The organism is Pseudarthrobacter niigatensis (genome assembly GCF_030812615.1).
Lineage (GTDB): Bacteria > Actinomycetota > Actinomycetes > Actinomycetales > Micrococcaceae > Arthrobacter > Arthrobacter niigatensis.
The window spans coordinates 325,387-345,791 of sequence record NZ_JAUSTB010000002.1; the positions used below are offsets into that span (position 1 = coordinate 325,387).

Consider the following 20,405-nt stretch of genomic DNA (forward strand, 5'->3'; position numbering starts at 1 on the left):
ATCGCATGACCTCCAACGCCGAGTCCGGATCTGCCTCCGGCAATGGACCCGTTGGTACGTCCGGTCCCACCCGTTCGCTCTGGCTGAACCTGCTCAAGCGCAGCTCGATTGCCGCCACGGCAGGGCTTGTGCTCTGCGCAGTTCCGGCCGGCATCCTCAACGGGGCAACCGGGGCGGTGTCCAGTTTCCTGGGCGGCCTGCTGGTGATGCTCTTCTTCGGCATCAGCCTGCTGGTGGGGCACTTCGTGGGACGCCGCAACCCCTCCGGTGCAATCGGGATGTTCGTAGCCACCTACTTCATCAAGGTCGTCGGTTTTGCCGTCGTCCTGTTCGTTATAGGTGCTCCGGAGTGGCTTCATGGCCGGTGGTTCATCATCGGCGCCGTTGTGGCTGTCGTCTTGTGGCAGGCCGCGGAGATCCATGGCTTCAGCAGGGCACGCCTCCAGATCTACAACGATCCAGAAGACAAGGGAGCATCCGATGCGTGATCCGAAAAAAACCGCACGCGCCGCACATGGCAAGCGCGGCCCACACGGCTCCGCAGAGGTTTCTTCCGACGCATCCACCGATGGCGGCTACAACGCTGGAATGGCTGTATTCAGCTACATCATTGGCGGAATCATCGTCTGGAGTTTGATAGGGTGGGGACTGGATTATCTGTGGGGAACGCGCTGGATTGTGCTCGCAGGCGCTCTGCTTGGAGCCGTCGGAGGTTTCTACCTTTCCCACATGCATGGCCTCACCAGTTCCCGCAAAAATGCTGATGGGCGCCATGCTCCCAGCGCACCGTCCCAGGACGGAGAAGATAATGCCAAATAATTTCACAGGGGGAACAGCAGGCTGTCAGGCTGCCGGACCCCGCCCAACGCCCAATGATGGACACTGCAGAGAGGAAACGCGTTGATCGCGCTTGCGCTCCCGGCCCAAGATTCAGGAGAGTTCACTCCTCCTGGTATTAACGAAATGCATTTGCCGGCAATCCTGCCGTGGGGTGCCGCAGAAGGATTCTCCAAGCAGATGCTGCTGGTCCTCCTCTCTGTCGTCTTTATCGCCGTCTTCTTCGTGCTCGCAGCACGCAAGCAGCAGCTGGTACCCGGCAAGCTCCAGTTCGCCGGCGAAGCCGCCTACGGCTTCGTCCGCAACGGCATCGCCAAGGACATCATCGGCGGCCGGGACTTCATCAAGTACGTCCCCCTGCTGTTCAGCCTGTTCTTCTTCATCCTGGTCAACAACATCTACGGCGCCATTCCGGTGTTCCAGCTCCCCACGTTCTCGCACGTGGGTGGAGCGTACGTGCTGGCCGGCCTGGTGTACATCACCTGGATCGCCATCGGCGTCAAGAAGAACGGCATCCGCTACTTCAAGCTGGCCACCGTTCCCTCGGGCGTGCCGTGGTACATCCTGCCGATCGTTATCCCGATCGAAATCATCTCCAACTTCGTTGTCCGGCCCGTCACGCACAGCCTCCGTCTGTTCGCGACCATGCTCGCCGGCCACCTGATCGTGATGATCGCCGGTTCCGGCATCGAGTACCTGATCATGCAGGAGAACTTCCTGCTGAAGGGCACCTCGGTCCTGGTCCTTGCCGGTGCCATCGCCATGTACATGCTTGAAGCCCTGATCATGGTCCTGCAGGCTTATGTCTTCACGCTGCTGACCGCGATCTACATCGAAGGTGCACTGCACGCCGACAGCCACTAGGCACGCTGCCGGGGCAGCACGCTCCGGCCGCACACCACAGTCTTCCCCTTGCGGGGATGAAGCAACCCAAACAACCTGCCACACAGAGTGGCATCTTGAAAGGAAAAAAAATGGAAGGCTCCATCAACGGCTCCCTCAACCTCATCGGCTATGGCCTCTCGGCTATCGGCGGTGGTATCGGTGTGGGTCTCGTGTTCGCTGCCTACATCAACGGCGTTGCGCGCCAGCCGGAAGCCCAGCGCGTCCTGCAGCCGATCGCATTCCTCGGCCTGGCCCTGACCGAAGCACTCGCCATCCTGGGCCTGGTCTTCGCTTTCGTTCTCAAGTAAACCCTTCAGAACTTCAGCGAACATTCAGAACCTAGTAGATAAGGACGGGTGAAATATGCATCAGCTGATCATCTCAGCCGCCGCTGAAGGCGACGTCAACCCCCTTGTTCCCAATGGCTGGGAAATGCTGGTTGTCTTCGTGGGCTTTGCCATCCTCTTCTTCATCGTGGTCAAGTATGTTGTCCCGATGTTCGAGAAGACCTTCGCAGAGCGTGCCGAGGCCATCGAAGGCGGCATCGCCAAGGCTGAAAAGGCCCAGGCTGAGGCGTCTGCTGCACTCGAAGAGTACAAGCAGCAGCTGACCGACGCCCGCACCGAAGCCAACCGCATCCGTGAGGAAGCCCGCGCCGAAGGTGCCCAGATCCTCGCGGATCTCAAGGAAAAGGCAGCCGCAGAGTCTGCCCGCATCACCGCGCAGGCCCACGCACAGATCGAATCCGAGCGCCAGGCGGCCGTTGTGTCACTGCGCTCCGAGGTTGGCACCCTGGCCACCACCCTTGCCGGCCGCATCGTGGGCGAGTCCCTCGACGACGACGCACGCGCAGCACGGGTCGTGGACCGCTTCCTGGCAGATCTGGAGTCCCAGAACGCAGGTGCAGCTAAGTAATGGCAGGCGTATCGAGCGAATCGCTGGCAACAGCCCTTGCCGCTTTGGAAGCCAAGCTTCCTACGGCGTCGCTGCAGCTGGCAAAGGAACTCTTCGGAATTCTGGGAATGGTGGACAGCTCGGCTGGCTTGCGCCGTGCCCTGACTGACCCCTCCCGCAGCGGTGACGAAAAGTCGGCGCTGGTGAGGCAGCTGGTTAGCGGAAAAGTCTCCGCTGATGCTGCTGAGATCGCGGGCGGACTGGCCAGCTCACGCTGGGCATCGGCGCGTGACATCGGCGATGCACTCGAGACTCTTGCCGCAACGGTGGTCATTTCCGTTGCCGAAAACAAGTCGGCCGTTTCTGCCTCCGGAATCACTGGCCTGGAAGAGCTGGAAAACGATCTGTTTTCCTTCAACCAGGCTGTTGCCTCCAGCCACGAGGTACAACGTGCTCTGTCCGAACCGCAGGCAAGTGCCGCAGCGAAGGCTGCCCTTGCCGGGAAACTGGTACCCGGTGTGAGCGAGGAAGCAAAAGTCCTCATCAGCCAGGCAGTCAGCCAGCCCCGCGGTATCAAGCCCACCAGGCTTGTGGAGCGGTTCGCCGAGCTGGCGGCCAAGCGGCAGCAGCGCTGGATTGCTACGGTCAGCGTAACCCGCCCGTTGTCGCAGACGCAGCTGGAACGCCTCCAGGCAGGCCTGAATGCACTGTACGGGCGGGAACTGAAGGTCAACATCAACGTTGACCCGGCGCTCATTGGCGGAATCCGTGTCCAGGTGGGTGACGAAGTGCTCGACGCTTCCGTCCTTACCCGGCTGGGTGAGCTGCAACGCCAGCTGGCCGGCTAGCCGGACAAGCACAACCAAACTGATAGAAACCCCGGTCACCGTTTGCGGTGATCACAAACAGGAGAGCAGGGACTGCAGATGGCCGAATTGACCATCAACGCCGACGACGTCCGTAATGCGTTGAACGAGTTCGCGGCGTCCTACGAACCCGGAAACGCAGAGCGCGTAGAGGTTGGCCGTGTAACGACCGCAGGTGACGGCATCGCCCGTGTTGAGGGCCTTCCCTCGGTCATGGCGAATGAGCTTCTTCGCTTCGAAGACGGCACGCTGGGCCTGGCCCAGAACCTTGACGTCCGCGAGATCGGTGTCATTATCCTCGGTGACTTCCAGGGCATCGAAGAAGGCCAGGAAGTGCACCGGACCGGCCAGGTTTTGTCCGTTCCGGTTGGCGACGCCTTCCTTGGCCGTGTAGTTGACCCCTTGGGCCAGCCCATGGACGACCTTGGCGAGATCAAGGCGGAGACCACCCGCGCGCTGGAGCTGCAGGCTCCGGGCGTGACCCAGCGCAAGTCGGTGCACGAGCCGATGCAGACCGGCCTCAAGGCCATTGACGCGATGATCCCGATCGGCCGCGGCCAGCGCCAGCTGATCATTGGCGACCGCCAGACCGGCAAGTCGGCCATTGCGATCGACACCATCATCAACCAGAAGGCCAACTGGGCTTCAGGCGATGTCACCAAGCAGGTGCGCTGCATCTACGTTGCCATTGGCCAGAAGGCGTCCACCATCGCCGCCATCCGCCAGACCCTCGAGGACAACGGCGCGCTGGAGTACACCACCATCGTGGCCTCTCCTGCGTCCGACCCCGCAGGCTTCAAGTATCTGGCACCGTATGCAGGCTCGGCTATCGGCCAGCACTGGATGTACGGCGGCAAGCACGTCCTGATCGTGTTTGATGACCTGTCCAAGCAGGCCGAGGCATACCGCGCCGTGTCGCTGCTGCTCCGCCGCCCGCCGGGACGCGAAGCCTACCCGGGCGACGTCTTCTACCTGCACTCCCGCCTGCTGGAGCGTTGTGCCAAGCTCTCCGACGAGCTCGGTGCCGGTTCCATGACGGGCCTGCCGCTGATCGAGACCAAGGCGAACGACGTGTCCGCCTACATCCCGACCAACGTCATCTCCATCACCGATGGCCAGATCTTCCTGCAGTCGGACCTCTTCAACGCCAACCAGCGCCCCGCTGTTGACGTGGGTGTCTCGGTGTCCCGCGTTGGCGGTGCCGCCCAGGTCAAGTCCATGAAGAAGGTCTCCGGTACTTTGAAGCTGGACCTGGCCCAGTACCGCGACATGCAGGCGTTCGCGATGTTCGCATCCGACCTGGACGCAGCATCCCGCCAGCAGCTGACCCGTGGCGCCCGCCTGATGGAACTGCTCAAGCAGGGCCAGTACTCACCGTTCCCGGTCGAGGACCAGGTCGTCTCCATCTGGGCCGGCACCAACGGCTACCTGGATGACGTTCCCGTCGAGGACATCAGCCGCTTCGAGGCTGAGTTCCTGGAGCACCTGCGCCACAAGTCCTCGATCCTGACCACGCTGGCCCAGACCAACGTGCTGGACGACGACACCGTTGCTGCCCTCAAGTCCTCCATCGTGGACTTCAAGAAGGGCTTCTTCGGCGAGGGTGACAACCACCTGGTAGGCGCCGGCCACGAGGAGCATGACGCTATCTCCGAGGGCGAAGTCGACCAGGAAAAGATCGTCAAGCAGAAGCGCTAGTTCCGCATCGCCGGGTGTGCCGGGCCCCAGGGTCCGGCACACCCGGCTACGGAATGTTAGGAAAGGATAAGTATGGGAGCCCAGATCCGGGTCTACCGCCAGAAGATCAGCTCGACCACGTCGATGCGCAAGATCTTCAAAGCGATGGAACTGATCGCTACCTCGCGCATCGGGAAGGCCCGTGCGCGCGTAGCAGCTTCACTGCCTTACGCGAACGCGATCACGCGCGCCGTTTCTGCTGTCGCCAGCCAAAGCGAAATCGACCACCCGCTGACCACTGAGCCGGAGCAGATCCGCCGTGCCGCCGTCCTGGTAATCACCTCGGACCGTGGCCTGGCAGGTTCCTACTCCGCGAGTGTGCTCAAGCAGGCGGAAGGTCTCTTCGAGCTGCTCCACGACGAAGGCAAGGAAGTCAAAACCTACCTCGTGGGCCGCAAGGCCCAGGCGTACTTCGATTTCCGGAACCGCGAGTACTCGCGGGTCTGGACCGGAGGAACCGACGCTCCAGAGTTCGCCACCGCCCGTGAAATCGGCGAAGCGCTGCTGGCAGACTTCGCAACCGACTTCGAAGAGGGCGGCGTGGACGAAATCCATGTTGTCTACACCCGCTTCAAGTCCATGGTTACGCAGGAGCCGACGGTCATCCGCCTGCTTCCGCTGGAAGTAGTGGAAGAACAGGCTGCTTCCGAATCGGATCTCCTGCCGCTGTACGAGTTCGAGCCGGAAACTGAGCGTGTCCTTGACGCCCTGCTCCCGCGTTACATCGAATCCCGTATCTTCGCAGCCATGCTGCAGGCGGCAGCGTCCGAGCTTGCCGCCCGCCAGCGGGCGATGAAGTCCGCAGGCGACAACGCAACGGACCTGATCAAGAAGTACACGCGCCTGCGCAACACGGCCCGCCAGGCCGAAATTACGCAGGAGCTTTCTGAGATTGTTGCAGGTGCCGACGCTCTCGCGTCCTAGCCTCCGGCCCCTCGGTTCCGCGTAACCAGCACCACCACAGATAGACTTAACCCCACGCCATCTACTGAATGAAGTGAGAGAGATGACTGCCACTGCTACCGAACACGTAGCCGCAACGTCCGGTGCAACCGGCCGTATTGCGCGCGTAATCGGCCCGGTTGTCGACGTCGAATTCCCGGCTGACGCAATCCCGTCGATCTACAACGCCCTCACCACCGAGATCACTCTCAACGGTGAGACCAAGACCATCACCTTCGAAGTTGCGCTGCACCTCGGCGACAACCTCATCCGTGCCATCTCGCTGCAGGCGACCGACGGCCTGGTCCGCGGGACCGGCGTCATCGACACCGGTGCCCCGATCTCCGTTCCCGTAGGCGACGGCGTCAAGGGCCACATCTTCAACGTGCTGGGCCAGCCCCTGGACGTTGCCGAGTCTGAGCTGGACGTCAGCGAACGCTGGCCCATCCACCGCAAGGCCCCCAGCTTCGCTTCGCTCGAAGGCTCCACCGAGATGCTCGAGACCGGCATCAAGGTCATCGACCTCCTGACCCCCTACATCAAGGGTGGAAAGATCGGCCTCTTCGGCGGCGCCGGCGTGGGCAAGACCGTTCTGATCCAGGAAATGATCACCCGTGTTGCCCGCAACTTCGGTGGTACTTCCGTGTTCGCCGGTGTTGGCGAGCGTACCCGTGAGGGCAACGACCTCTGGGTGGAAATGGAAGAGGCAGGCGTCCTCAAGGACACCGCCCTTGTGTTCGGCCAGATGGACGAGCCGCCGGGAACGCGCCTCCGCGTGGCCCTGTCCGCTCTGACCATGGCGGAGTACTTCCGCGATGTGCAGAACCAGGACGTGCTGCTCTTCATCGACAACATCTTCCGGTTCACCCAGGCAGGTTCCGAGGTTTCCACCCTGCTGGGCCGCATGCCTTCGGCCGTGGGCTACCAGCCCAACCTGGCCGATGAGATGGGCCTCCTGCAGGAGCGCATCACCTCCACCAAGGGCCACTCCATCACCTCGATGCAGGCCATCTACGTTCCCGCAGATGACTACACCGACCCGGCCCCGGCCACCACCTTCGCGCACCTGGATGCCACCACGGAACTTTCCCGTGAAATCGCCTCCCGTGGCCTGTACCCGGCCGTGGACCCGCTGACGTCCACGTCCCGCATCCTGGATCCCCAGTACATCGGCAAGGACCACTACAACACGGCTGTCCGCGTGAAGCAGATCCTGCAGAAGAACAAGGAACTCCAGGACATCATCGCCATCCTCGGTGTCGACGAACTCTCCGAAGAGGACAAGATCGTGGTGTCGCGTGCACGCCGCATCCAGCAGTTCCTGTCGCAGAACACCTACACCGCCAAGCAGTTCACCGGCGTCGAGGGCTCCACGGTTTCCATCAAGGACACCGTGGAGGGCTTCGCAGCCATCTGCGACGGCGAGCTGGACCACATCGCGGAGCAGGCGTTCTTCAACGTCGGCGGCCTCGATGACGTTGAGCGCCAGTGGGCCAAGATCCAGGAACAGACCAAGTAATATGGCTGAGCTTGAGGTTGAGATTGTCGCAGCGGACCACTTCGTGTGGTCCGGAGCGGCCAAGATGGTCAAGGCCCGCACCAGCGATGGTGAAATCGGAATCCTGCCCGGCCACTCGCCCCTGCTGGCGATCCTGGCCGAAGGTGAACTGGCAATCCAGCCGGTATCCGGGGACCGTATTGCGGTGGATGTGGACGGCGGGTTCTTCTCCGTTGACAACAACCGCGTGGTGATCGTTGCTGACAACGCCCAGCTGGGCGGCTCGGCTACCGCTGGGATCCGCTAGCACGACCTTGATGGACGCACCGGGTATTTCGTTCATCGCACTGGCAATCGTTTTCGGATTGCTGATATTTGCACTGTGCCTTTCGGGGGTGCGCCGCTTCAACCTGCGGCGTGCCCTCGGCACGGTGGACGCCTCCATTTGCGTAGCTGGGAACAGCTGGCAGATGGGGGTTTGTCGTTATCAGGACAATGACCTTGAGTGGTTCAGGCTCATCTCCCTGAGCGTCCGGCCCAAATACACGTTCAAGCGCAGTTCCCTCGAGCTGCTGGGACGCAGGAAACCGACCGAAGCCGAGGCTGTCAGAGTCCAGCCCGACGTGGTGATCGTCGAACTCCGCTACGAGGGGCAGGACCTGCACTTCGCCATGAAATTCGACGCCTATACGGGTCTTTCGTCCTGGCTGGAAGCAGGCCCGGTCATCGGCGTGGGGACCTGGCGCTAGCCAACGTGGACTGGTTTTCAGACATCCGGCTTACGGACGGTCCACTCTATGGAACCGTCCTGGTATTGGGAGTTGGCGGCGCAGCCTACCTTCTGGTGCCGCCCTGGCGCGCCTCCGAAGATGCCGCCATGCGCACCAGGGCCTGGGCAATCCGTGTCTTCAGTGCAGTAGCCGCGGCGTTCGTGCTGGTGGCAACAGTCCACTGGGTCATGATCAACGTGCTCACCGTCTTCCCGGAGGACATTCCCGGTCCCGTTCTCCTTTGGTTCGTGCCGGCTGTTTCCGCTGTCATCCTGGGCATCCTGAGAATGCCGCGGACCAGCTGGCTGCATTACGGAACAGGTTTCCTGGCCGCAGTCCTGGTGGTGCTTCTCTCAACGATCCAGATCAACGCCTATTTTGGCCTGAACAGGACGGTCAGTGACCTGATGGGGACGGCACTGGCCCGCATCCCGGTGCTCGAGCAGGATTTGATGCGGCACGCGGGCGAACCAGACGGTGCCCCGCTTCAAGGCTGGAAGCCGGAGGGGGACTTGCCGGCGGGCGGCGAGTTGCGGAAGACCGCCATCCCCGGCCCGGCTTCCGGGATGACGACCCGTGATGCTTTTATCTACTTTCCGCCGGCCTACTTTGCCGCCAACCGGCCGGCGCTGCCGGTACTGGTCCTGGTGGCCGGGCAGCCGGGCGGCCCGGCCGACTGGCTTACGGGCGGCGCCCTCCGCGGCCACATGGATTCCTTCGCCGCCGCACACGGGGGAGTGGCCCCGGTGGTGGTCATCCCGGACCCCAATGGATCACAGTCCGCCAACACCATGTGCATGGACAGCCGGATTGCCAACGCGGACACGTACCTGTCACAGGACGTGCCACGCTGGATCAGTTCCACCCTCGCGGTGGACACCAACCACCGCCACTGGGCCGTGGGCGGGTTTTCCTTCGGCGGCACGTGCGCTGTTCAGATGGGGACGCGGCATCCGGACATCTACGCCGACGTGCTGGCATTTTCCAGTGAAGCCGAACCCGCCATTGCCAAGGAACGGCAGAAGACCATCGACGCAGCCTTTCCCGGAAACCCCGATGAATTCATCAAGCAGACTCCTCTGGAGATCATGAAACACCAACGCTTCGAGTCCAGCGGCATGTACCTCACTGCAGGCCAGAACGATCCGGAGTTCGTGGGGAACCTCCACGCCCTGGCCGCAGCCGCCGGGAATGCGGGCTTCACCGTGCAGGCCCACGAGGTGGAACATACCGGCCACTCCTGGGACACATCGTCCAAGCGCTTTGCTGACGCGCTGCAGTTCCTCGGCAGCCAGTGGGGCCTGCAGTGGTGAGCACCAGGAAACCGGACCGCACGATGGTGCTGATGTGGGCCGCCGTCGGCCGTCCGGCAGTCCAGCAGGTGTTTGGCACGCTGAAATCCATGCCCTTCACGCTGGGCGTGGTGGTCGCCTTCCTGGCCGCCGCTGCCTTGACCGGGAGCTTCCTGGACGGTCCGCCGGAGCGGCTGCTGGGGCTCGCCTCAGTCAGCGGACCCGGCCTGCGGGACGGCAAATGGTGGTCCCTATTCACCAGCCTCTTCTTTGCCACGAATCCGCTGGCCTACCTCAGCGCATCACTGATGATCGTGCTGCTGCTCGGACTCGCCGAGCGCAAGCTGGGCCGCCGCGCCGCCGTCGGACTCTTCTTCGGCGGCCAGTTTGTTGCCGTGACTGTGTTCCTCCTGGTGACGCAGCTGGCGGTGTACGTGGGCGACGGCTGGCTGGACAAGATGGTCGATGACAGCCTGATCGGACCCTACGCTCCGGTACTGACGGCGGGCCTGGCGGCGAGTGCCCGGATCACGCTGCTGTGGCAGCGCCGGCTCCGCACCGCGGTGCTGTCCATCTCGATCCTGTTGGTCCTCTATGTCGGTCACGCCGAAACGGTGATAGGCCTTATCGGGGCCCTCCTGGGCCTCCTGGCGGGCTGGTGGATCCAGGGCGACCAGGGCCGGCTCCACCGCCACCGGTCCACCGGCCGCGAGACCAGGAACCTGCTGGCCCTCACGGTCGCGGTCTTCGCAGTGGGCCCCATCCTCACGGGAATCACGCGCGCGCCCACCGGACCGCTGGCGCTGCTGCGGGATGTGGTGCTCAGTCCGATGCCCACGCTCAGCCAACTGGTGTTCAACTGCGGGGCCACCGTTGATGCTTCATGCCTGGAAACGGGGAGGGCAGGGTTTGCCGGGCCGTTCGGACTGGCCCTGGCCGTGGTGCCGGTGATCCTGTTGCTGATCTGCGCGGACGGCATGCGGCGGGGACGGCGCCTGGCGCTCAGCATAGCCCTGGCCATCCAGCTGGCGGTCACGGCCCTGGCAGCCGTCTACCTTGCCCTCTTCGCCCTCGTTCCCTCGCGACTCCAGGGGACCCATGCGACCCCGCTGGCTTCGGCCTTTGCCCATGTGCTTCCCCTGGTGGTTGTCCCCTTGCTGCTGGCAGTGGTCCTGTGGCTGAACCGCCGCCAGTTCCGCGTGCAGACGCGCCCGGGCGCCCGCCGCACCCTCGGGGCCGTTGTCTGTGGAACGTGGCTCGTCCTGGCGGGCTCCTACACTGTTGCCTGGTTCTGGTCCGGCGGCCTGGCCCGCGACGGCGGGCTGCTGGGCCTCTTCGCAGAGTTGGCCCGGCAATACGTCCCGGTGCCCATCCCGCAGCACTTCCGCAGGGCGTTCCCGGAGCGGGACAGCGCAGAAGCCATCCTGTTTGCCTACTCCGGTCCCGTGTTCTGGCTGGTGGCGCTGATCGCCGTCTGGTGGGTGCTCGTCGGCCGGCACCACGGGCTGAACTTCGGACGGCAGGACAAGGACCGTGCCCGCCAACTGCTGCACCAGGGCGGTGGCCCCCTGTCCTGGATGGCGTTGTGGGAACCCAACACATACTGGTTCAGCCCGGACGGTGCTGGGGCCGTTGCCTTCCAGCAGCACGGGACGGTGGCCCTGACCCTGGGCGGTGCCTTTGGTGACCGCAAGGCGGAACAGCGGGTCACGGAGGGGTTCTTGGATTACTGCCGCAGCCAGGCGCTGGTCCCGGCCCTGTATTCCTGCGACGACACGCTGTGGCCGGCACTCAAGGAACGGGGCTTCTCGCGCGTGGCGGTGGCACAGGAGACCCGGCTGGCGCTGAACGAACTGGAGTTCAAGGGCAAGGAGTGGCAGAACGTCAGGACGGCACTGAACCGTGCCACCAAACTGGGCGTGCATGCAGTGTGGGGCTCCTACCATTCGCTGCCGGCGGCACTGCGGTCGCGGCTGAATGAAGTGTCGGAAGAATGGGCAGCCAGCAAGTCAGTGCCGGAAATGGGGTTCACCCTCGGGGGAGTGGACGAACTCGATGACGAGGAAGTGCTCTGCTGCCTCGCCGTGGACGGCAACGGTGCGGTTCACGGGGTAACCAGTTGGCTTCCGGTGTACGACGGCGGCCGGCTGGTCAGCAGGACGCTGGACGTTATGCGCCGGGGCAGCGAGGGCTTCCCGGGAGTGATGGAATTCCTGATCGCCTCCGCAGTCCTGGAGTTGCGCGATTCGGTGGACATGATTTCGCTGTCCGGCTCGCCCCTTGCCAGCCGACCGGAGGCCCAGCACACCCGGGCCGGGGAGCCGGAGGCAGAGGGGACAGGGGATGATGCCGGAACGGAGGACGGGACCGCCACCGACGAGGGCGCGCAGAACCTGGTACGGATCCTCGACCTGGTGGGCCACGCGCTGGAGCCGGTCTACGGCTTCCGTTCCCTGGCAGCGTTCAAGTCCCGGTTCAAGCCTGAGTACCGGGCACTCTACCTGTACTACCAGGACCCACTCCATCTGCCGGCGATCGGGAGGGCGCTGACCCGTGCCTACCTGCCGGGGCTTTCCCTGGCGCAGGGCGCCCGGCTGGTCCGCAAGCTGGTTACCTGAGCGGCTCCACGGCCCGTGAAGGCCTTATGGCCCAAAGCGATTAATTTGCATTTGCTGTGCCTATTTACAGACAAACAAATGATCCCCGGGAAATTTCCCAGGGATCATTTGTTGAAGCTTTCGGCCGCAAATGTGCGGCCGGCGGCTGCTAGACCAGCGTCACGCCGGTAGCCTGGGGACCCTTGGCGCCCTGGCCGATTTCGAACTGAACGCGCTGGTTCTCGTCGAGGGTCTTGAAGCCGCCGGTCTGGATCTCGGAGTAGTGAACGAAGACATCGCCATCGGAGTCGTCCGGGGTGATGAAGCCGAAGCCCTTTTCAGCGTTGAACCACTTGACGGTTCCCTGTGCCATTTATTTCTCCTCATTGTGGAACTTTTTAAGACCGGCACACCGCGTGCCGGCCTTGGTCACTCCGCGAGAAGAATCCTGGTTTGCCTTTTCCGGGAAGGATCCGGCGTTGCAGGAGCTTCGCGCTCGCAACATGTCTTGCAAGCATGAAAAACACCTACACAAAGACTGAGACAAGAATTTCATGCCCGTTCCCGCAGGTCAACGGCCCGGCCGGTAAAAAGGAGAAAATTTGGGTAAAAAGCAGGTGACACGGAAGATACCTTCATACAAGCGCCAATTAGGTGCCCAAAGCAACAAAGGTGAATTCCTAGAAGAGCCTGGATTCGCTGTCGTCCACCCCGCGCATGGCGTCATAGTCCAGGGTGATGCAGTCGATCCCCCGGTCGTTGGCAAGGACCTTTGCCTGTGGCTTGATCTGCTGCGCAGCGAAGATTCCGCGGACAGGTGCCAGCAGGGGGTCGCGGTTGAGCAGTTCCAGGTACCGGGTCAGCTGCTCCACGCCGTCGATGTCGCCGCGGCGCTTGAGTTCGATGGCAACGGTGGCGCCGTCTGCGTCCCGGGCCAGGATGTCCACGGGGCCGATCGCCGTGAAGTACTCGCGCCTGATCAGGGAATAGCCCTGGCCCAGCGTTTCAATCTGTTCGGCCAGCAGCCGCTGCAGGTCCGCTTCCACGCCGTCCTTGATCAGCCCGGGGTCAACGCCGAGGTCGTGGGAGGACTCGCTGACCTTCTCGTGGATGTTGATGATCAGCCGGTCGTCGGTCTTGGCGGACTGCACGGTCCACTGCTCCACCACGCCCAGTTCCAGGTCCACTTCGTCGGGGGACGAGACGCGCAGCGTCGCCGGCGGGCTCATCCAGTTCAGCGGCTTGTAGGAGCCGCCGTCGGAATGCACCAGCACGGACCCGTCCGCCTTCACCAGCAGGAGCCGGGTGGCAAGGGGGAGATGGGCCTTAAGCCGGCCAACGTAATCAACGGAGCAATGGGCTATGACGAGTCGCACGCCGTACAGACTATCGCGTGGACCAGGCGGGCCGTGCCCGACGGCGGACGGCCTGGTGGGGCGGCGGGGGACCTGCGGCGCGGCGTGGGCGGGGGATCCGCTGGGGCAGAATGGATATATGCCGCGTTCCAACCGTCCCCGCCGTCCTGCTTCCGGCAAGGGCCCCGTTTCGGGCCGCGGTGCAGGGCGGAAGGGGAGTGCGGACGTTCCCGAGCTGGACCTTGAACGCGCACGCGCCGGCATCGCCCGGCGTGAAAGCGCCCCCGACGGCGAGTGGATGGTCCGGACCATGACCGCCAAGAACGCCGAGAAGACCTACATCTGCCCGGAATGCTCCACGGCCGTCCTGCCCGGTGTTGCGCACCTGGTGGTGTGGAAGGACGACCACCTCTTTGGGGCGGCTGCCGGCCTGGCGGAACGGCGGCACTGGCACACCAACTGCTGGATGACGCGCAGCTACCGCTACCGCTGACCCGCTCGGGGCTGGACGGGCTCCGCTGTCGCTAAGCTGGCAGGCATGACTTTTGATCCGGCGTCGTACCAGTTCACCCAAACCCAAGGGCCCGCGCCCATCCGTGCCTCCACGGTCCTGCCTGCCCGGCGCGAGAACATCGAGCTGCAGACGGAGGATGGCCACACGCTCGTGGGGGAGCTGGCGCTGCCGGAATCGGGCCCGGTCAGGGCCACGCTGATCACACTCCACCCCCTGCCCACCCACGGCGGCTTCATGGATTCCCATGTGTACCGCAAGGCCTCCTACCGGCTGCCGGCGCTGGCGGGCGTTGCTGTGCTGCGCTTCAACACCAGGGGCACCGCCTCGCCCCGCGGCACCAGCACCGGCACCTTCGAGGAAGGGGTGGGGGAGCGCCATGACGTGGAGGCCGCCGTCCGCTTCGCCGTCGAACGGGGCCTGCCCAACCGCTGGCTGGTGGGTTGGTCCTTTGGGACCGAACTGGCCCTGATGTACGGGGCCGTGGAGCCGGTAGCCGGCCAGATCGAAGGCGCCATACTGCTGTCGCCCCCGCTGCACCGCGCCACGGACAAGCACCTGCAGCTCTGGGCGGAGTCCGGCAAGCCCCTCACCGTCCTGGTCCCCGAGCATGACGATTTCCTCCAGCCGGCCGAAGCCGCCGAACGCTTCCGCCTGGTCCCGCAGGCCCGCGTGGAGGGGGTGGCCGGGGCCAAGCACCTCTGGGTGGGGGAGAAGTACGCGGCCCGGGTCCTGAACGACATCGTGGCCCAGGTGGTACCGGGCCACGGCGGAACAGGACTGCCGCACGAATGGGACGGACCGGTGGCAACCGCCGGCGCGTGACGTCCCGGGCCTAGTGCTGGTCCTGCCGGACGATGTAGATCTCGCGGACCAGCAGCAGCACGGCGGCCGCGGTGGGGATGGCGATCAGGGCGCCGAGCACGCCCAGCAGGCTGCCGCCGGCGATAACGGAAATGACCGCCACGGCGCCGGGGACTGCCACGGCCTTCTGCATGATGCGCGGTGAGATGAAGTAGGCCTCGAACTGCAGGTAGGCGAAGTAGCAGACAGCATAGATGGCCGCCACCTGCCAGCCCTCGGTGAGGGACACGAGGGTCACCACGATGCCTGCGATCATCCCGCCCACGAGAGGGATGAAAGCCAGGAGGACGACCACGAACGCCAGGAGCAGGGCGAATGGAATGCCCACGATGGACATCACCACGAAGGCGAAGGTGGCGTTGAGCAGGGCAACGCAGGCCTGGCCGATCACGTAGTTTCCCACCGACCGGGTGATCTCCTCGGACAGGGCGGCCACCCGCTTCCGCCGGGAGCGCGGAGCCAGGCGGTAGCCCCACTTCTTCATGGCCGGCAGGGCGGCCAGGAAGTACAGGCTCAGCACCAGGACGATCAGGGCCCCGAAGAGGCTGTTGGCCACGGTGGAACCGAAGCCCAGCACCCCGCCGAAAATACCACCCATCGCTGCGGGGTCGTTGACGAACTTGTTCAGTTCCTCGGTGATGCGGTCGCGTACGCCGAACTGGTCGTCAAGGCTGCGGAAGAGGTCGGAATCCATGAAGTTGCGTACCCAGTCCGGCGCCTGCCGCACAATCTCGGAGACCTGTTCCACGATGGTGGGAATGAGGGTGGCGAAGAAACCGACGACGGCGCCCATCAGGACCGCCACCGAGACCAGGATTCCGGCAGGCCGGGGGATCTTCCGGCCTTCGAGCCAGCCCACCACCGGCTCCAGGCCCAGTGCTATGAACAGCGCAGCAACGATCCACAGCAGCAGCTGCGTCGTGTGGGAACCGATCCAGTAGACCAACAGCGCCAGGCCCACGCCCACGGTACCCATGAACCCCATATACAGCGGGTGCTGGGGTGACATCCGGGGTCCGGGATGGCCGAACTGCGGCTCCTCGCCGCCGTCGTGGTCCTCCTCCGGAAGCTGTCCGGTATATTCCGGCGGCATTTCAAACCGCAGCCGGGGCTGCGCGCCGGGCAGCGGCTGCCGGAGCCTGCGGACCACGTGGCCAAGGGCTGCAGCGGCTGAGCCACCACGGCGTGCGGCCATGCCCAGCGGAGGAACGGCGGCAGGGACAGGGCCCCTGGGATCCCCTGGATTTCCGGCTGCAGCCGAGGACGGGTCCGTCTTGTCAGTCAATGGTTTTGGGGGCCTGTTCCGTGCGTGGCACCGCCTGCGCGGGCCGGTGTGATGATCATCGCAAACACTATCAGCAGGCTTGCCACCGCGAGCCGAAGGCGCCTCCCGGGCACCGGCGGTGCCGGGCGGACGCAGGCCTAAAAGGGCTCCCTGATAACAGAAAGGTTACTATTGAAGGCAAACCCCCGCTGATGATAGGTGTTTCCCTTGCGTTTAAAGACTGCAGCCGCACTTGTGCTGCTCGGCCTCCTGACACTTTTGGCCGGTATCGGCCAGAGAACCATCTGGGCTCCCTCCGAGACGTTTACGGCTTCCGCGCCGGCCGGCGCCGCCGCGGCGCCGCTGACAGTGATCGACCAGAAGCTGCGCACCCTGCACGGCGGCACGGTCAAGATCAACATCCAAGGTGACGGGAACTTCCTGCTGGCCTCCGGCCGGCCGGACGACGTCGACGCCTGGGTGGGCAAGACAGCCCATAACACCATTAACGGGGTTTCCGAGGACGGGAAGTCCCTCTCGGTTGAGCACGCCGACGGCGAAGGCACTGCCCCCAACCCCGCGGGCTCGGACCTTTGGGTATCGAGCGAAAACGCCAGCGGCGAGCTGGAGTACACCTGGACGCCGCCCGCGGACGGCGACTGGAGCCTCCTCTTGGCGGCCGACGGCACCAAACCGGCGCCGGCCAACATCTCCATGACCTTCCCCAATGACACGTCCACCCCGTGGGCTGTTCCGCTGATGGTCATCGGCAGCATCCTGATCCTGGGCGGAATCGTCCTGGCGCTGCTTTCTGCCCGCCGGAAGGACGGCGAAGGCGGCGACTCCGGTTTCGCCCGCCGTGCCCGGGCCCGGAAGGCCCAAGGCCAGGCCCCGTCGTCGGCCTCTTCCTCCAGGGTCACCATGGTGGCCGCTGGTGTGGCGGCAGCCGTGCTGGCCGGATCCGGCGCCGCCGCCCAGGCGGCCAGCCCCAGCCCGCAGCCCTCGGGCAGTGCCTCATCGCCGGCCAAGGAAGCATCCGGCTCACCGGTCCTGCTGGACGCCCAGTTCCGCCGGATCCTCGAGCAGGTCTCCAGCGCCACCGACGCCGGGGACGCTGCCAAGGACGCCGCCAAGCTCACGGACCGGGTTGCCGGCCCGGAACTGGAAGTCCGCACCCAGAACTACAAGATCCGCTCCCAGGTGGCATCCTATGAGCCCCGCATGCCCGTCCGCTCCACCAAGCTTCTGACGACGGTGGTCACCAGCGGCCGTGACTGGCCGCGTTCGGTGCTGGCCGTGACCCAGGGCGACGGCAATGTCGTGCCGCAGATCCTGACGCTGGTCCAGCAGTCTCCGCGTGAGAACTACAAGCTCATGGAAACCACGCCCCTTCAACCGGGCACCACCTTCCCCAACATAAGCCGCGGGGGCACCGAAACCCTGGCCGCCTCGGACAAGTCCGGGCTGCTCTACAGCGGCGAGGAAGCCATGTCAGGCCTCGCCGACCGGCTCACGTCCGCGGACTCGCCGTTCAAGGACAAGCTCACAGAGGGCGAATCCTCCCCGTACATCGCCGACACCCTGTCCTACCAGGCAGAGGTGGTCAAGGCCGGCGAAAACGGCAACTTCTCCTTCACCCACAAGGTGGTCCCCGAGAGCACCGTGGTCTTCCGGACGTCCGACGGCGGTGCGCTGGTCCTGGGCCGGATCAACTTCGGCTTCGAAGGCACCCCGAAGGCTGCCGGGGACAAGCTCAGCATCGGTGACGACGCCGCAGCCCTGGCCGGCGGCAAGGAAACCACTACCGGCATGGTGTTGAACTTTGCCGAATCGATGGCCGTGTACGTTCCCCCGGCGGGATCGACGGACCCGATGAAGCTCGTTGCCGCCACCCGCGGCCTGGTCGGCGCCAGCTTCAAGTAGCGCCCGGCTGCAGTACCCCCGGCAGCGGCCGGAGTGGCTAGAGTGGGAAACATGAGTTCGCCAGCTTCCCGCCCAGTCCCTCCTGCCGCTGCCAACCTGCTTAACCTGCGCGGCGCCGTCGACCTTTCCGCTCTGAAGCGCCCCGCTGCCCCTGCCGGCCCGCCTGCCCAGGGAAACGCGCCGTCCGGGCCTGCGGCCCCAGCCCAGGACGGCCAGCAGGGCGGACCGGCAGGCGGACCCGAACTCAAGGTCGACGTCACCGAAGCCAATTTCCAGCAGCTGGTGGAACTGTCCGCGCAGGTTCCGGTGGTCTTCGCCCTGTGGGCGCCCTACTCGCCGGAGTCCAGCAAAATGGTGGACACCCTGGACCGCGTCGTGGCCAGCTACGGCGGCCGCCTGGTCCTGGGTGCAGCCGACATCGAAGCCTTCCCGCAGCTTGCCCAGGCCTTCCAGGTGCAGGCCGTCCCCACTGCGGTCGCCGTCCTCAAAGGGCAGCCCGTGCCGCTGTTCCAGGGGGCAGCGGAGGAGCAGCAGGTACGCAGCCTCTTCGACGAACTCCTTAAGGTGGCTGCCGCCAACGGGGTCACCGGCAGCCTCGACGCCGGCGGACCCGCCGACCAGGAGCCCGCACCGCTGCCGCCGCTGCACCAGGCAGCCTACGACGCCATCGAAGCCGGCAACTACGCGGGCGCCGCCGAAGCCTACCGCCAGGCGCTCAAGGAAATGCCGTCCGACCATGAGGCCAAGGCAGGGCTGGCCCAGGTGGAGCTGATGGACCGGCTGCAGTCCGTCTCGGCCCAGGACAGCGAAGCGCTGCGTACCCTGGCGGCGGAGGAGCCGGACAACCTGGACACGCAGCTTGGCGTGGCGGACCTGGACGTGGCCGGCGGCCATGTGGAGGATGCGCTGAACCGGCTGGTGTCCTTCATCGGCCGGAACTTCGGCCCGGAGCGTGAAACTGCACGCGTCCGGCTGCTGGAACTCTTCGAGGTAGTAGGCGCCGGCGACGAACGCGTGGCCAAGGCACGCCAGGCGCTGGCCCGGGTGCTGTTCTAGTGCCGGCCCTGTTCCAGCCGCTGGCGCTGAGGTCCCTGGAGCTGCAGCACCGGGGTTGGGTTTCGCCCATGTGCCAGTACAGCTGTGATCCCGACGACGCCCCAGGGGTCCCCAACGACTGGCACCTGGTGCATCTGGGCGGCTTCGCCGTGGGCGGCGCCGCGATGATCCTCACGGAGGCCGCGGCGGTGAACGCCGAGGGCCGGATCAGCCCCCGCGACGCGGGCCTGTACAGCGATGAGCAGGCAGCTGCCTGGCAGCGGATCATCTCCTTCGTCCACCGCAACGGTACCGCCGGCACCAAAATCGGTGTCCAGTTGGCGCACGCCGGCCGGAAGGCCTCCACCTACTGGCCGTTTTCCGGCAAGCACGGCAGCGTACCCGCCTCCGATGGCGGGTGGGACACGGTGGGGCCTTCCACCACATCCTTCGAGGGCTACGCGGCTCCTGCCGCCATGACTGTGGAACAGATCCACGGCGTCATCGCCGATTTTGCTGCCGCCGCGGAGCGGGCCGTTAACGCTGGCTTTGACACCATGGAGATCCACGGGGCACACGGGTACCTCCTGCACCAGTTCCAGAGCCCCCTGATCAACCAGCGCGACGATGAATGGGGCGGGGACGAGGCCGGCCGCAACCGGCTGATGCTGGCCGTTGTCGATGCCGTCCGCGCCGTGATTCCAGATTCCATGCCGCTGCTGCTTCGGATCTCGGCCACCGACTGGGCGGCGGGCGGAGTGGACCCGGCTGCGTCGGTCCGGCTGGCCCGCGAGGCGGCAGCGCACGGGGTGGACCTGGTGGATGTCTCCAGCGGCGGGGCGGTGGCCCACCAGCAGATCAAGCCGGGCCTGGGCTACCAGACCGGGTTCTCCGCCGCCATCCGCCGGGAGGCAGGAATCGCCACCGGCACGGTTGGCCTGGTGACCACCCCCGGACAGGCGGAGCATGCCATTGCCACCGGGCAGGCCGACGGCGTCTTCATTGCCCGGGCCGCGCTCCGCGATCCGCACTGGTGGCTCCGGGCCGCGTTCGAACTGGGGCACGACTTGGCCTGGCCGCCCCAGTACGAGCGGGCCATCCCGCGGCGAACGTTCTGAGCCGGATCTTCTGGGAA

General features: G+C 65.0%; 21 protein-coding genes. 18 read left to right on the top strand and 3 right to left on the bottom strand.

Annotated elements, in window-relative coordinates:
• Positions 1 to 5: 5 nt before the first annotated feature.
• The 13 genes from J2T23_RS04555 (at position 6) to J2T23_RS04615 (ending at position 12,339) form a co-directional block, all read left to right on the top strand.
• A complete protein-coding gene (locus J2T23_RS04555) occupies positions 6 to 488 on the top strand; it encodes a Cg1360 family ATP-synthase-associated protein (RefSeq protein WP_141160054.1) in 483 nt (160 codons plus the stop codon).
• Positions 481 to 819 (top strand): AtpZ/AtpI family protein, encoded by a 339-nt coding sequence (locus J2T23_RS04560; RefSeq protein ID WP_141160055.1) that lies wholly within the window; start codon positions 481 to 483, stop codon positions 817 to 819. Before J2T23_RS04555 ends, J2T23_RS04560 begins: the two co-directional genes overlap by 8 nt.
• 81 nt (positions 820 to 900) lie before the next feature.
• Positions 901 to 1,701, top strand: a complete 801-nt coding sequence (gene atpB, locus J2T23_RS04565) for a F0F1 ATP synthase subunit A (protein WP_141160056.1) — start codon at positions 901 to 903, stop codon at positions 1,699 to 1,701.
• Positions 1,702 to 1,811: 110 nt separating this feature from the next.
• Positions 1,812 to 2,030, top strand: coding sequence for an ATP synthase F0 subunit C (gene atpE / locus J2T23_RS04570; RefSeq protein WP_003804776.1), 219 nt, complete (start codon positions 1,812 to 1,814; stop codon positions 2,028 to 2,030).
• 55 nt (positions 2,031 to 2,085) lie between these two features.
• The gene (locus tag J2T23_RS04575) at positions 2,086 to 2,637 is read left to right on the top strand and encodes a F0F1 ATP synthase subunit B (RefSeq protein WP_141160057.1); all 552 of its coding nucleotides are present in this window, start codon (positions 2,086 to 2,088) and stop codon (positions 2,635 to 2,637) included.
• Positions 2,637 to 3,464 (top strand): F0F1 ATP synthase subunit delta, encoded by an 828-nt coding sequence (locus J2T23_RS04580; RefSeq protein ID WP_141160058.1) that lies wholly within the window; start codon positions 2,637 to 2,639, stop codon positions 3,462 to 3,464. Before J2T23_RS04575 ends, J2T23_RS04580 begins: the two co-directional genes overlap by 1 nt.
• Positions 3,465 to 3,542: 78 nt before the next feature.
• Positions 3,543 to 5,180 carry a F0F1 ATP synthase subunit alpha gene (atpA, locus tag J2T23_RS04585; RefSeq protein WP_141160059.1) on the top strand — a complete coding sequence of 546 codons (1,638 nt, stop codon included), beginning with the start codon at positions 3,543 to 3,545 and terminating at the stop codon, positions 5,178 to 5,180.
• Between the two features lie 72 nt (positions 5,181 to 5,252).
• Complete coding sequence (locus J2T23_RS04590) at positions 5,253 to 6,143, top strand: F0F1 ATP synthase subunit gamma (RefSeq protein WP_141160060.1); 891 nt, start codon at positions 5,253 to 5,255, stop codon at positions 6,141 to 6,143.
• 82 nt (positions 6,144 to 6,225) lie between these two features.
• The gene (gene atpD, locus J2T23_RS04595; protein ID WP_110541032.1) at positions 6,226 to 7,680 is read left to right on the top strand and encodes a F0F1 ATP synthase subunit beta; all 1,455 of its coding nucleotides are present in this window, start codon (positions 6,226 to 6,228) and stop codon (positions 7,678 to 7,680) included.
• A gap of 1 nt (position 7,681) precedes the next feature.
• Positions 7,682 to 7,966 carry a F0F1 ATP synthase subunit epsilon gene (locus tag J2T23_RS04600; protein WP_018760117.1) on the top strand — a complete coding sequence of 95 codons (285 nt, stop codon included), beginning with the start codon at positions 7,682 to 7,684 and terminating at the stop codon, positions 7,964 to 7,966.
• 10 nt (positions 7,967 to 7,976) lie between these two features.
• Positions 7,977 to 8,408, top strand: coding sequence for a DUF2550 domain-containing protein (locus tag J2T23_RS04605; protein WP_307357605.1), 432 nt, complete (start codon positions 7,977 to 7,979; stop codon positions 8,406 to 8,408).
• A gap of 5 nt (positions 8,409 to 8,413) precedes the next feature.
• The gene (locus J2T23_RS04610) at positions 8,414 to 9,742 is read left to right on the top strand and encodes an alpha/beta hydrolase (protein ID WP_307357607.1); all 1,329 of its coding nucleotides are present in this window, start codon (positions 8,414 to 8,416) and stop codon (positions 9,740 to 9,742) included.
• Between the two features lie 32 nt (positions 9,743 to 9,774).
• A complete protein-coding gene (locus tag J2T23_RS04615; protein ID WP_370871395.1) occupies positions 9,775 to 12,339 on the top strand; it encodes a bifunctional lysylphosphatidylglycerol flippase/synthetase MprF in 2,565 nt (854 codons plus the stop codon).
• A 148-nt stretch (positions 12,340 to 12,487) separates the two neighbouring features.
• Here the strand turns inward: J2T23_RS04615 and J2T23_RS04620 are convergent, their stop codons facing one another.
• A complete protein-coding gene (locus J2T23_RS04620; protein ID WP_011692441.1) occupies positions 12,488 to 12,691 on the bottom strand; it encodes a cold-shock protein in 204 nt (67 codons plus the stop codon).
• 307 nt (positions 12,692 to 12,998) lie between these two features.
• The gene (gene nucS / locus J2T23_RS04625) at positions 12,999 to 13,694 is read right to left on the bottom strand and encodes an endonuclease NucS (RefSeq protein WP_141160063.1); all 696 of its coding nucleotides are present in this window, start codon (positions 13,692 to 13,694) and stop codon (positions 12,999 to 13,001) included.
• Between the two features lie 118 nt (positions 13,695 to 13,812).
• Between nucS and J2T23_RS04630 the strand changes: the two genes are divergently transcribed.
• Both J2T23_RS04630 and J2T23_RS04635 read left to right on the top strand, forming a co-directional pair.
• Positions 13,813 to 14,166 (top strand): Rv1322 family protein, encoded by a 354-nt coding sequence (locus tag J2T23_RS04630; RefSeq protein WP_141160064.1) that lies wholly within the window; start codon positions 13,813 to 13,815, stop codon positions 14,164 to 14,166.
• A gap of 45 nt (positions 14,167 to 14,211) precedes the next feature.
• Positions 14,212 to 15,009, top strand: coding sequence for an alpha/beta hydrolase (locus J2T23_RS04635; protein ID WP_307357610.1), 798 nt, complete (start codon positions 14,212 to 14,214; stop codon positions 15,007 to 15,009).
• A gap of 10 nt (positions 15,010 to 15,019) precedes the next feature.
• Here J2T23_RS04635 and J2T23_RS04640 read toward each other — a convergent pair whose 3' ends face one another.
• Positions 15,020 to 16,333 (bottom strand): AI-2E family transporter, encoded by a 1,314-nt coding sequence (locus J2T23_RS04640; RefSeq protein WP_307357612.1) that lies wholly within the window; start codon positions 16,331 to 16,333, stop codon positions 15,020 to 15,022.
• Positions 16,334 to 16,567: 234 nt separating this feature from the next.
• Here J2T23_RS04640 and J2T23_RS04645 point away from each other — a divergent pair, with 234 nt between their 5' ends.
• Genes J2T23_RS04645 through J2T23_RS04655 form a run of 3 tightly spaced genes read left to right on the top strand, consistent with a single transcriptional unit; the run spans position 16,568 to position 20,388 of the window.
• Complete coding sequence (locus J2T23_RS04645; protein ID WP_141183386.1) at positions 16,568 to 18,235, top strand: DUF8094 domain-containing protein; 1,668 nt, start codon at positions 16,568 to 16,570, stop codon at positions 18,233 to 18,235.
• A gap of 51 nt (positions 18,236 to 18,286) precedes the next feature.
• Positions 18,287 to 19,291, top strand: a complete 1,005-nt coding sequence (locus J2T23_RS04650) for a tetratricopeptide repeat protein (protein ID WP_307357613.1) — start codon at positions 18,287 to 18,289, stop codon at positions 19,289 to 19,291.
• The gene (locus J2T23_RS04655; RefSeq protein ID WP_141181820.1) at positions 19,291 to 20,388 is read left to right on the top strand and encodes an NADH:flavin oxidoreductase/NADH oxidase; all 1,098 of its coding nucleotides are present in this window, start codon (positions 19,291 to 19,293) and stop codon (positions 20,386 to 20,388) included. Before J2T23_RS04650 ends, J2T23_RS04655 begins: the two co-directional genes overlap by 1 nt.
• Positions 20,389 to 20,405 lie beyond the last annotated feature (17 nt).